Raw genomic sequence first — 12,457 nt, 5'->3', positions numbered from 1 at the left:
AACGGACAGGAGAGTACAGATCCATGACTGATATCCAGCAAACGGTTTTTGTAGTAGAGGATGACGAGGCGGTCCGCGATTCACTGGAACTCCTGCTGAAATCCGATAGCAAGCCGGTGAAAACCTATGAAAACGCCATGGCGTTTCTGAAGGATTACTCCGACAAGATGGCGGGCTGCATCGTGCTTGATATCCGGATGCCGGGTATGGATGGCATGGAACTGCAGAAAAAACTCAACGACAAACATTCCATTTTGCCGATCATTTTTGTGACCGGACATGGTGATGTGCCCATGGCGGTGGATGCCATGAAAGAGGGCGCGGTCGATTTCATCCAGAAGCCGTACCGTGAAGAGGCGTTGCTGGAAAAGATCGAAGCGGCGCTGGCTCAGGATCGGGAGCAACGCAAAACCCTGGATGAAAAACAGGAAATTATTCGCCGGGTGAAGAGCCTGACGCCCCGCGAACGGGAAATCATGGATCGCATGATTGCGGGCCAGGCCAACAAGGTAATTGCCATCGAGTTGGAGATCAGCCAGCGCACAGTGGAGATTCACCGCTCCCGCGTGATGCACAAGATGGGCACCCATTCTCTGGCCCACCTGGTACGTATGGTATTGTCCGTGAAGGACCTTATCGACTAACTTGGCCGGCACCGCCATGATGTTTGAATGTTAATAACCGGCCATATTCTATGACTGACGTTGTCAACGAGAACGCAGAGGTTACGGTTCTGCTTGTGGATGATAATCCGCAGAACCTGAAAGTCCTCTACGAGACCCTGAAAGACAAAGGTTACCGGTTGCTGATTGCCAACGAAGGCGAAAAGGCTCTGGACCTTGCCCACCGCCACCACCCTGAAGTGATTCTTCTCGATATCATGATGCCCGAGATGGATGGTTATGAGGTGTGTGAGCGTTTGAAAGCGGACCCGAACACCGCCGATTCGGCGGTGGTTTTCCTGTCTGCACTGGATGATCTGCAGGCCAAGGTCAAGGGCTTCGCCCTTGGTGGCGCCGATTATATTTCCAAGCCGTTTCAATCCCAGGAGGTTATTGCGCGGGTAAAAACCCACGCTCAGGTTATTCGCCTGGAGCGCGAATTGCAGGCTCGAAACCGCGAGCTTCAGGGCGACCAGACCCGCATCCTAAACGCGATCAGTGAAGGCATCTACGGGCTTGATGAAGACGGTATTATCGAATTCGCCAACCCGGCAGCGGCCCTGATTATGGGCTGCCCGGCAGAAGACCTGATCGGCAAAAGCTTTTTCGCCCTGCATTTTTCAACCGCGGCAGACGCCGAGGACAACCTGCCGGTGATGGCAACCTGCCGACAGGGTGTGGCTGAACATCAGCGGGATATCCGTATGCTGAAGGCCGATGGTACCGGGTTCTCGGCGGAGTACCGTGCGGCTCCCAAGCTGGACGATGAAGAGCTGCACGGCGCTGTGGTGGTGTTTCGCGATATCACGGTCGAGCTGGAAAACGAGCAGGCTCTGGAGGACGCCCGGGCCATGGTGCAGGAACAACGCGACCAATTGGCTCACACCTCGCGCCTGAGTACCATGGGTGAGATGGCTGCGGGCTTTGCCCACGAGGTGAACCAGCCGCTTACCGCCATCACCAATTACGCCCGGGTGGCCAAGCGTATAATGGCGAAAGAGCAGCCAGACCCCGAGCTGTTGCAGCAAACACTCGACAAGATTGAAGCCCAGTCCCATCGGGCCAGTGAAATTATTCGCCGTATCCGTCGTTTCATGAAAAAGCCTGCCACCGGCAAGGAAGTGTTGTCGTTACCAGATCTGCTGGAGGATACCCGGCAGTTTGCCGAGGTGGATATGCGCAATAACGAAGGCGGCATCGATGTCTGGGTTGAGGAACAGCTACCGGATGTATTGGCCGATCCGATACAGGTTCAGCAGGTAGCCTTGAACCTGATCCGTAACGCACTGGAAGCCACTCGCAGTGCCGACTCCAGTGTTCCGGTAGAGGTCAGCGCCAGCCGCTGCGGCATCCAGTGTGTCCGTGTGGAAGTGCGGGACTATGGCGTAGGCGTGGCCGAAGAAGCTGAAGATAAACTTTTCCATCCGTTCCATACCACCAAAGACGATGGCATGGGCATTGGCCTGGCTACTTGCCGGTCATTGATTCAGGCCCAGGGTGGTGAAATCGGATACCAGCGACCAGAGGAGGGGGCAGGCGCCTGCTTCTGGTTTACCTTGCCCGTTACTGGCGTTGAAGGCGAACCCTGCGCGCCGGAAGCCTGATCCAACCGATGCGCCCTGCGGCAAGGGGCGCATCGCCTGTGCTGTTTGATTCCTGAAATTCCCTCCAGCCAGACAAGTCACGAGTTCACCAACAGTGTGATTGGTTTGGCTTAAATCATATCCACTGCGGTGGAACCTGTGGTTCTGACCCTGGATATGCTCTAATCTACGACTAAAGTCTGGCAAGCCCGGCCAGACGGGGCACCACGCATGGATCCGGCTTGCGCCGAAGGCTGTCCGGTGGGCCGAAGCCGTCAACCATGAATAAAAAAGCGGGACACTATGCAGGAATTACGTGATGCAGGCGTTATGTTGCGCTTGATTTACGAGGCTATGAAGCGCAAGGGAGTGGATACAGGCGCCATCTTCGACCGCCTGGGTGTTGACGAGACTTACGTTTATACCGATCAGTTAAGAACGCCCCATAATGCCCAGCTTTACTTCTGGCAAGTGGTGGAGGAGGTCTCCGGCGATCCTGATATCGGGCTGCATCTGGGCAGCCTGTTGCCCGCGTACAAAGGGCAGGTGCTTGAGTATCTCTTTTTGAGCAGCCCCACCTTCGGAGAAGGGTTAAGGCGGGCCCAGAGTTACCAGCGCCTGCTGAGCGACGCCGCCAAAGCCGACTTTTTCATTGAAGGCACAGAAGTGTGCATGGTTCTGGAGACCGCCTCGGACGAGGTTCGGCGCCTGAAGCATTTCAACGAGTGTTTTGTGCAGGGGTTGATTACGTTCTTCCGCTCCATTACCGATGGCTGTTTTCAGCCTGTCCGCATAGAGTTTGAGCACCAGCGTGATCGGGGGCAGCATCATGTGCGCGAGGTGTTGGGGTGCGATGTGGTGTTCGGGGCGGAAGAAAACCGGCTCTATTTCCCGGCAAACCTTTTAAACCATGCTTCCGCACACGCTGAGCCGGAACTTCTGGCGCTGCACGAACGCTTTGCCAGTGAGCAGGTGGCCCGGCTGGAGAAAAAGGATATCGTCGGCCAGGTTGAGCGTATTGTGGCGGAGCTGCTCGATGGCGGTGAGGTGACTCTGGATGCGGTAGCCGCCAGGCTTGGAATCAAGGCCCGAACGTTGCGTACCCGCCTGACTGAGGCCGAAACCAGCTTCAATCAGGTGCTGGCGGATTTCCGGTATCGCCTGGCCCGGCAACTGCTGGCCACCACCGATGAATCCATCGACGAAATTGTATACCTGACCGGCTTTTCAGAGCCCAGCACCTTCTATCGCGCTTTCAAGCGCTGGTCCGGCAACACGCCCATTGAATACCGCAAACTGGCCAGTGGCCGGGATGTGATGGTTGATGCGCTGTAGTATCAACGACAGTCCCGGAAGCCTGATTTTCAAAAAAAATAAAATTAATTCAGAAAAAGCGTTGACATGCCGGGGGCGATCTTTATAATGCGCCCTCGTTGTCACAGAGCAATCAGCAGAAAGTTCTGTAAGACTACGCGGAGCGGTAGTTCAGTTGGTTAGAATACCGGCCTGTCACGCCGGGGGTCGCGGGTTCGAGTCCCGTCCGCTCCGCCAACTTTTCTCTAGTTTTTCTCGCTTTATCTCTCTGAAGTTCTGGTTCTGTATTCTCCCGGGCTCATGCCTTGCCATCTTCGAAACGCCTTGTGAAATGCGGGCGGGTTAGAGAAGCCGAGCAGCCAGGCGATTTCTGACAGTGAGCTGTCTGTTTCCCGAAGATATTCCACCGCCAGTTGTTTGCGGGTGTCGTCCAGAAGCTGGCGAAAACCGCTGCCTTCGTCTGCCAGTTGCCGTTGTAGCGTCCAGGGTGACAGGCCCAGCTTTGCTGCCAGCGTTTCCAGCGACAGACTGCCCTCTACCAGCAGCGGTGTCAGCTGCATACGGGCCCGATCAGTCATGCGCCAGCCCCGTTTTATCTGCTGTAACTCCTGCTCGCAGAGCCCGGCCAGTTTTTCATGCATACCGGCGTGAGCCTGAGCAGGCGCACTGGCCCAGATCGGTTCCCTCACTCTGATATCGTTGGTTGCGGCGCCAAACTCGACCGGGCAGCGAAACCAGCTCTCAAACAGATCGTCCATACCGATAGACGGGTACTCAATCCTTACCCGTTCAAGCACGTCGTATTGCCCCGTCATGTGCCGGATCAGTTGAGTCCAGGCCGAGAGTACCGAGTCCACCACAAAATAGTTGTATGCGTTGTACGGGCTGATCGAGTAGAAATGAAGAACTCTGCTCTGGGCAATCAGGCCGGGAGCACCCCGGGAATTCTGGCTCGACAGGGCAGAGTAGCGCACCAGCGTGGCCAGGGCCCCGGCTACGCTGTCTGCAGTTTCTGCAGCAAGCCCGGCAATACCGGCATCTACAGGCCGTGTCAGGGCTCCCATGCGCAAGCCAAGAGCGCGATTGCCGGTTAGCTTGATGGCGGCGTGGCCAAGCCGCATGAATCTGGGGATGCTGATTCTGGCTTCGGCTGCAGCGCCCTCCGGTTCAGGCAGATGAAACTGGCTGGTCAGGAGGTCGGGGCGGGCGCCTTCCGCCGCGGCCGCCCGCAGCAGGGTTGCCACGTACAGCAGGCTGATATCACCCAGTGAGTTTTTTAGAGGGCGTGGAGCGGAGTTCATTCTCAATTTCAAATGTCGTTAAAAGATAATCAAATGTTATCTGGGGATATTGTTGGTGTGCAAGGGGCGGGGTAATGTAATGCCATAACCGGGGAAGCTTATGCTTCCTGATAATCAGAATTGATGAGGAGCACACCCATGGCCGACGCACCTGGCATCAGCAAGTACCCGAACCTTCTCAAGCCGTTGGATCTTGGCTTCACAACGCTGCGTAACCGCACTTTGATGGGCTCCATGCATACCGGGCTTGAAGAGGTTAAAAACGGTTTCGAAAGGCTTGCTGCTTTCTATGCCGAGCGTGCCCGTGGAGGCGCCGGATTGATTGTGACCGGAGGCATAGGCCCGAACAGTGAAGGGGCTGTGTTCCAGAATGCCGCCAAGATGAGTACGGAAGAAGAGTCGGATCGGCACAAGGTCATTACTCAGGCAGTACACGAAAATGACGGCAAGATCTGCATGCAGATTTTGCATGCGGGCCGGTATGCATACTCGCCGCAGTTGGTTGCACCGTCTGCCATCAAGGCCCCGATCAACCCGTTTACGCCCAAAGAGCTGGACGAAGAGGGTATCCAGAAGCAGATCGAGGACTATGTGAACTGCGCGGCTCTGGCTCAGCGGGCCGGGTACGATGGCGTTGAAATCATGGGGTCTGAAGGCTACTTCATTAACCAGTTTATTGTCTCTCATACCAACCACCGCACCGATCACTGGGGCGGCAGCTATGAAAACCGCATTCGCCTGCCGCTGGAAATCGTGCGCCGGGTACGCGAGCGCGTGGGCGAGAACTTTATTCTGATCTATCGTCTGTCCATGCTGGATCTGATCGAAGACGGCAGCACCTGGGAAGAAGTGGTGCATTTGGCGAAGGAAATCGAGAAGGCCGGTGCCACCATTATCAATACCGGCATCGGCTGGCACGAAGCCCGGGTACCGACCATTGCCACGTCCGTACCCCGTGCGGCGTTCACCAAGGTAACGGCGCGTCTGAAAGGCGAGGTCAGCATTCCTCTGGTAACCACCAACCGGATCAATATGCCGGATGTGGCAGAAAAGGTTCTGGCGGAGGGTGATGCCGACATGATTTCCATGGCGCGGCCGTTCCTGGCAGATGCTGATCTGGTGCTGAAGGCCGAGCAGGATCGGGCGGAAGAAATCAACACCTGTATCGGCTGTAACCAGGCCTGCCTGGATCACACCTTCAGTGGCAAGCTTACCTCCTGCCTGGTAAACCCCCGTGCCTGCCATGAAACCGAGCTGACCTATGTGAAAACGGCCAGGCCCAAATCCATTGCGGTGGTGGGGGCAGGGCCCGCAGGCTTGGCGGCATCAACAGTGGCCGCAGAGCGTGGGCACAAAGTCACATTGTTTGATGCGGGTAGCGAGATCGGCGGGCAGTTCAATGTGGCCAAGCTGATCCCGGGTAAAGAAGAGTTTTACGAAACCCTGCGTTACTTCCGCAAGATGATCGACAAAACCGGCGTCGATGTGCGCCTGAATACCCGTGTTACCGCTGAAGACCTGAAAGCCGGTGGTTTCGATGAGGTGATTCTGGCCACGGGTGTTGAGCCGCGTACGCCAGATATCGAGGGCATCGACCATCCGAAAGTGATCGGCTACCTGGACGCCCTGTTGGAGCGTAAGCCTGTCGGTCAGAGAGTGGCGGTTATCGGGGCTGGCGGTATCGGCTTCGACGTGTCTGAGTTTATCGTGCACAAGGGCGAATCGCCGTCTCTGAATACCGAACACTTCATGAGAGAGTGGGGCGTAGACCTGACGGTTGAGCACCGGGGCGGTATCAAGGGCATGACAGCGGAGGTTCCGGCTCCGGCCCGGGAGGTCTTCCTGTTGCAGCGTAAAGCGTCCAAGGTGGGTAAAAACCTGGGTAAGACCACCGGCTGGATTCACCGCACTTCCCTGAAAAACCGGGATGTTCAGATGGTGCCCGGTGTCAGCTATCGCAAGATTGACGACGAAGGCCTGCACATCACGGTTACGCCGAAAGGCGCCGAACAGGGCGAGGACAAGCTGCTGCCAGTGGATACCATCATTGTATGTGCCGGCCAGGAGCCCCTACGGGAACTGCAGGCAGGTGTTGAGGCGGCCGGTATTCCAGTGCACCTGATTGGTGGTGCGGATGTGGCGTCTGAGTTGGATGCCAAGCGCGCCATCAACCAGGGTAGCAGGCTGGCAGCGGAACTCTGATCACAAAACGTTGCAGATTTTCTCTATGCTTCGGCCCCGCTCTGGCTAGACTGTAGCAAGGGTATCAGCCGTAAAAGGCGAAGCGCGGAGAAAATGGATGGTGATTGCCAGTGAGGCGGCCGAAGGGTATTCGGCCGTCTTGTTTATCGAGGAAGGCCAGGTGGCCAGGCAGATGCGGTGGTCGGAATTCGGCGCCTTTCTGGATGGTTATGTTGGTTTGTCAGATCTGGCAGAAACCGATGTCCGCGCTGTTCTGGTCAACCTGAACACAGATCTGACCGTAAGCGCTTTGGTGTTCTTTCGCATCTGGTTTGATGAAGAAGGGCGGGCAGACAGCAGCTGGAGCCTTCCCATTGAAGCCCTTGCCGAGAAAGGCGCCAAAGGGCCGAATCTCGGGGGCGGCCCCATTCGGCTGGTCTGCCGCAGCCAATGCCCGGATCCTGCGTTCGCAGATGAGCTTTGGGACCCGGACATGACGCCCGGAAGCAATCACTTTCAGGTGATCCGAAAAGCGGTAGACGCCAACGCACTTCGGTTCCGGAAAGCGGAAACCGTCAGCGACGACGACATCCCGGTACTGACCGCCACGGAGGAGCCGTCTGGCAACTCTGGCGACAGTGATCGCTCCCGTATTGCCCAGTTGCTGCGCGAGCAGCGCCTCAGAATCAAAACCCTGCAAAGCGTGCACCGGGACTCCGTGGCAGATCTGAACCGTGAGCACCGGCTTGAGTTACAGGGGCTGCGGGCAGACATTGCCCAGATCGAGCAGCAGTGTGAGCGGCTGAAAGTCGCCAACGAGCAGCTGAAACGGATGTTGTCCCAGCGGAACGAGCAGTACCTCGCCATGCAGGAAGAAATCGCCAGTGGTGATTTTGCAGACCAGGACAACGGCGAAGGTGCCCGTGTCAGCGCAGAAACGGTACTGCTGCAAGAGCAGTTGGAGCGTAAACAGCGGGAACTGGAATTGCGGGGCGACAAGCTTGTGGTGCTGGAGCGGGAGAATCACGAGTTGCGCCACCGGCAGCCGCCGGAAGAGTCCCTGCTGGAAGAGCTGCGCAAGCAGACGGTGTTCCTGGTGGCCTACCACCCCGGCGTTGGCCACATTAACCTGCCTTACGACGATATCGAAACCTATTTCAATCACCCGCTTGCCTATGCGGCTGAACGCTGTGGGTTGAATGAGCCTGCCTACAAGGAATGGCTGGCCCATTACGAACACCCGGTGTGCACGCACACAGACGCCAGCGGTAACCCCTGCAATGAGCCGATCATGAGGGTTACCCAGCCTGCAGAATTCGAATCCGGTGTCAGTGACCGGTGCGAGGAGCACGCGGGATAAACTTCATCTTTTCCGAAACGCGCCGAGTTTCGTTAAACTGTAGCCCTGTTCCAGGCAGAACAGGGGCTCGCCCGCGACTTCTGGCCATTCAGCCAGCCCCGGGATGACCCCTGTCTCATTCAGACACCACGGGATACCTCATGGATCAGTTCAGGAATATCGGCATCGTCGGTCGCATGGGCAGCGTCAAGGTTGTGGAAACCCTGCGCCAGCTCAAACAATACCTTACCGCCAATAATTACCAGGTAATCATCGAAGAAGGCACGTCCAGCATGATCCCCGGGCATGGCCATCAGGTGGCCAGCAAGAAACTGCTGGGTGAAATCTGCGATCTGGTCATAGTGGTTGGTGGCGACGGCAGTCTGCTGGGGGCAGCGCGGGAACTGGCCAAATCGAAAATACCTATCCTGGGCGTCAATCGGGGGCGGCTGGGCTTTCTGACTGATATTTCTCCATCCGACCTGGAAGAGAGGCTGGCGCAGGTGCTCGCCGGCGAGTACATCGAGGAAACCCGCTTCCTGCTGGACGGTCATGTGGAGCGCAACGGCCAGCCACTTGGTTACGGTTCTGCCCTGAACGACGTGGTACTGCATCCGGGCAAATCCACCCGAATGATCGGCTTTGATCTGTACATTGATGGCCACTTTGTCTACAGCCAGCGCTCGGACGGGCTGATAGTGGCCACGCCAACGGGTTCAACGGCCTACTCGCTGTCTGCCGGTGGCCCCATCATGCATCCGAAGCTCGATGCGGTGGTGCTGGTGCCCATGTTCCCTCATACCCTCAGCAGCCGGCCGATCGTTGTAGATGGCAAGAGCGAGATCAAGCTGGTGATCGGGGAAACCAACGAGGCGTATCCGCAGGTGAGTTTTGATGGCCAGATGAACATAGCCTGCGCCCCGGGGGATATCATCCGTATTACCAAGAAACCCTTCAAAATCCGTCTGATTCACCCCACAGACCATAATTTCTACGCAACCTGCCGGGATAAACTAGGCTGGGCAAGCGAAATAGCAGCGAGTTGATCATGGCGGCGATAAAAACCACCGCAAACCGCGGTTACGACATCATCGGTGATATTCATGGCTGTGCCCATACACTGGAGCGTTTGCTCGAGCAGATGGGCTACCGGAAAATCAGTGGCATATACCAGCACCCCCGCCGGCAGGCGATCTTTATCGGAGACATTATCGACCGTGGCCCGCGTATACGCGAGTCACTCCACCTGGTGCGGGATATGGTGGAGCACGGGGCGGCGCGCATGGTGATGGGCAACCATGAATACAACGCGCTTGGATACTGCACCCGCGCCCGCCCGGGCAGCGGCAAAAAATTCCTGCGGGAACACAACGCCAGGCACAACCGGCTGATCAAGGAAACTCTTGAGCAGTTCCATGCGTATCCTCATGAGTGGAACGAGTTTCTGGAGTGGTTCTATACCATTCCGCTGTTCATCGAAGAGGAGGATTTCCGGGTGGTGCATGCCTGTTGGGATCAGACCCTGATCGATCAGTTCCGTGAACGCCAGAAGGGTGCCTGCATTGATGAAGATTTTCTGCATGCGTCGTCTGCAATCGAGTCGTTTGCGGGCCAGGTAATGGATACCCTTCTAAGGGGAACAGACCTGCGCCTGCCAGACGGCATGAGTATTACGGGCCGGGACGGCTACGTGCGGGAATTTTTCCGCACCAAGTTCTGGGCAGATGATCCCCGCACCTATGCTGATGTGGTGTTTCAGCCGGATCCTTTGCCGCGCCCGGTGGCTAAAATGCCGATTGGCGAAGAAGAGCGAAAACAGTTGCTGAGCTATCCGCAGGACTTGCTGCCGGTATTCGTTGGCCATTACTGGATGGACGGTGCTCCGGCGCCCCTGAAGAACAATGTCGCCTGCATTGATTACAGCGCCGTCAAATACGGTAAGCTGGCCGCGTACCGGTTTGACGGTGAGAAAGCCCTGTCAGCAGACAAGTTTGTCTGGGTAGATGTAGACCGGCCGGAGCAGCCGGATTATCCCACCAGTGAAGACAGCGTGGCCCGTTAACCGGCCAGAGAGGTACTCTTGGATTCTTCAACGTCATCTCCGATAACTCCCGGCGGCCGCTGGCAGCCAGCGCCACGCCATGCTCCGATCGTTGCCGGGGTGATTGCCCTTGCTGTGGTGGCTGTCTGGCTGACCAGAATGGGGCAAAACTCAGTGGCTGCATCACTGATGATAGTGGACCCGCGCTGGTTTTCCTGGGAAGATTTCAGCACCCTGACCGGTCGGCTGGACGCGCTGGCGATTACCTTGTCCGGCGGCCAGGTATGGCGGTTGCTGACCCCGGATTTTCTTCACTTCAGCTGGACCCACATCATTTTCAATGCGGTCATGCTTTGGTTTCTGGGCAGTCAGATTGAATGGATAGATGGCAGGCCCCGGCTGATACTGCTGTTGTTGATCACCAGCCTGGGCTCCAATGTGTTGCAGTACCTGGTATCCGGCCCCCTGTTCGGCGGCTTGTCCGGTGCGGTATACGGTGTTCTCGGGTACTGCTGGCTTAGCCAACGGCGTATGCCCAGGTTCCAGTTTCCCCCGGCGCTGATGACCTTTGCGGTTGCCTGGATGGTGATTGGGTTTACTCCCTTGCCGGAACTGCTTGGTCTGGGGCGCATGGCCAATGAGGCTCACCTTGGGGGCTTTCTGGTGGGATTGCTGATGGCTTTCGCATTGCCGTTGCCGGGGTTTCGGGGGCGCAAATAAAAAAAGCCCCACCAAAAGGTGAGGCTATAAATGAGCTATTAAGCTCCTGATGAGAGAGACCAAATGATTACGACCGTCCTCATTTGGTGAATTAATGATAATCGTTATCATTCTTGATTGTCAAAGGGTATTGGCTTTTTTTTATAAATATTTGTTCGGGAGGCACTGATGACCTACGAAGAACTGATTGAGCGGCTGGATCCTTCGGTCTACCGGAATCTCAAGCAGGCCATAGAGCTGGGCAAGTGGCCCGATGGCCGGCCGATGAGCCGCGAGCAGCGCGAAATCAGCCTGGAGGCAGTGATTTATTACGAAAACAAACACAATGTGCCGGAAACCGATCGAACCGGGTATCTGGATCGTGGCGAGAAGGCGGGCACAGCTTGTGATCCTTCGGTACGCAGGAAGCAGAGTGGAGATCAGATCGATCCCGACCAGTTTGTTGAGGTAAAGGCTTGAGTGATTCTGTCGATGTAACCGGCCGTTTGCGAAAAATGCCGGCAGAAGCCGGTACCCCGGTGACCTATACCCTGAAAGTAGGGGATGCAGATGTCGCCCTGAATGATCTGATAGGGCAGCACATACGGCTGGACTATGAGGGTGTCATCCGCTGTATCCATTGCAACCGCGCTACCAAAAAAAGCTTCAATCAGGGCTACTGTTACCCCTGTTTCCGGAAGCTGGCGGCGTGTGACTCCTGCATCATGAGCCCGGAAAAATGCCACTACCATCTGGGCACCTGCCGCGAACCCGAATGGGGAGAGCGTAACTGCATGGTTGGCCACGTGGTGTATCTGGCCAACTCCAGTGGCTTGAAAGTCGGCATAACCCGGGCCACCCAGGTGCCTACCCGGTGGATTGATCAGGGTGCGGTGGCGGCTATACCTATGGCCCGCGTAACCACCCGTTATCTTGCCGGGCTGGTGGAAGTAGCCTGCAAGGGCCATGTGGCAGATCGCACCAACTGGCGCGCCATGCTCAAGGGCGACGTGCCGGAGCTTAACCTGGCGGAAGAGCGTGCCCGGGTGCTGTCGCTGATTGCGGGCGATCTGGAGCAACTGCGCAGTGAGCATGGTGCCGACAGCATCACCGTGGTGGATGAGCACAGCCTGGAGCTGGGTTACCCGGTCGACGTCTGGCCTGCGAAAGTGAAAACCCACAACCTGGACAAGAGCCCCCAGGTAGAGGGCACGCTTGAGGGCGTCAAGGGGCAGTACCTGATGCTTGATACCGGGGTCATAAATATCCGAAAGTTCACCGGCTACGAAGTCCGGTTCCGGGTTCTCGACTGATCCGGCGCACTTGTTTTTATCTGG

The 12,457-nt window shown here is 56.8% G+C and carries 11 protein-coding genes and 1 tRNA gene; 11 read left to right on the top strand and 1 reads right to left on the bottom strand.

Annotated elements, in window-relative coordinates; translation table 11 throughout:
- The first annotated feature begins 23 nt into the window (after positions 1–23).
- The 4 genes from fixJ (at position 24) to C7H09_RS18995 (ending at position 3,796) form a co-directional block, all read left to right on the top strand.
- Positions 24–644: a response regulator FixJ gene (fixJ, locus tag C7H09_RS19010; RefSeq protein WP_106765624.1), complete on the top strand. Its 621-nt coding sequence runs from the start codon at positions 24–26 to the stop codon at positions 642–644.
- A gap of 50 nt (positions 645–694) precedes the next feature.
- Positions 695–2,266, top strand: coding sequence for an ATP-binding response regulator (locus C7H09_RS19005; protein ID WP_106765623.1), 1,572 nt, complete (start codon positions 695–697; stop codon positions 2,264–2,266).
- A gap of 282 nt (positions 2,267–2,548) precedes the next feature.
- Entirely contained in the window at positions 2,549–3,580 is a 1,032-nt protein-coding gene (locus C7H09_RS19000) for an AraC family transcriptional regulator (RefSeq protein WP_106765622.1), read from the top strand.
- A gap of 139 nt (positions 3,581–3,719) precedes the next feature.
- Positions 3,720–3,796, top strand: a tRNA-Asp gene (locus C7H09_RS18995).
- A 23-nt stretch (positions 3,797–3,819) separates the two neighbouring features.
- Here C7H09_RS18995 and C7H09_RS18990 read toward each other — a convergent pair.
- Positions 3,820–4,860, bottom strand: a complete 1,041-nt coding sequence (locus C7H09_RS18990) for an AraC family transcriptional regulator (RefSeq protein ID WP_106765621.1) — start codon at positions 4,858–4,860, stop codon at positions 3,820–3,822.
- Between the two features lie 138 nt (positions 4,861–4,998).
- On the opposite strand from C7H09_RS18990, the gene C7H09_RS18985 reads away from it, so the two are divergent.
- The 7 genes from C7H09_RS18985 to C7H09_RS18955 all read left to right on the top strand — a co-directional run bounded on the left by C7H09_RS18985 (position 4,999) and on the right by C7H09_RS18955 (position 12,433).
- The gene (locus C7H09_RS18985) at positions 4,999–7,062 is read left to right on the top strand and encodes an NADPH-dependent 2,4-dienoyl-CoA reductase (RefSeq protein ID WP_106765620.1); all 2,064 of its coding nucleotides are present in this window, start codon (positions 4,999–5,001) and stop codon (positions 7,060–7,062) included.
- A 97-nt stretch (positions 7,063–7,159) separates the two neighbouring features.
- Positions 7,160–8,401, top strand: coding sequence for a coiled-coil domain-containing protein (locus C7H09_RS18980; RefSeq protein WP_106765619.1), 1,242 nt, complete (start codon positions 7,160–7,162; stop codon positions 8,399–8,401).
- 140 nt (positions 8,402–8,541) lie between these two features.
- Positions 8,542–9,426: an NAD(+) kinase gene (locus tag C7H09_RS18975; RefSeq protein WP_106765618.1), complete on the top strand. Its 885-nt coding sequence runs from the start codon at positions 8,542–8,544 to the stop codon at positions 9,424–9,426.
- 2 nt (positions 9,427–9,428) lie between these two features.
- Positions 9,429–10,442, top strand: coding sequence for a metallophosphoesterase (locus C7H09_RS18970; protein ID WP_106765617.1), 1,014 nt, complete (start codon positions 9,429–9,431; stop codon positions 10,440–10,442).
- A gap of 18 nt (positions 10,443–10,460) precedes the next feature.
- A complete protein-coding gene (locus C7H09_RS18965; protein ID WP_106765616.1) occupies positions 10,461–11,141 on the top strand; it encodes a rhomboid family intramembrane serine protease in 681 nt (226 codons plus the stop codon).
- Between the two features lie 168 nt (positions 11,142–11,309).
- Positions 11,310–11,600 (top strand): YeaC family protein, encoded by a 291-nt coding sequence (locus tag C7H09_RS18960; protein WP_106765615.1) that lies wholly within the window; start codon positions 11,310–11,312, stop codon positions 11,598–11,600.
- Entirely contained in the window at positions 11,597–12,433 is an 837-nt protein-coding gene (locus C7H09_RS18955; RefSeq protein ID WP_106765614.1) for a DUF2797 domain-containing protein, read from the top strand. Before C7H09_RS18960 ends, C7H09_RS18955 begins: the two co-directional genes overlap by 4 nt.
- Positions 12,434–12,457 lie beyond the last annotated feature (24 nt).

Source organism: Marinobacter fuscus (assembly GCF_003007675.1).
In the GTDB taxonomy this organism is placed as follows: Bacteria; Pseudomonadota; Gammaproteobacteria; order Pseudomonadales; family Oleiphilaceae; genus Marinobacter; species Marinobacter fuscus.
The sequence above is the reverse complement of the archived record's forward strand: the minus strand, read 5'-3'. Positions and strand labels throughout refer to the sequence as shown.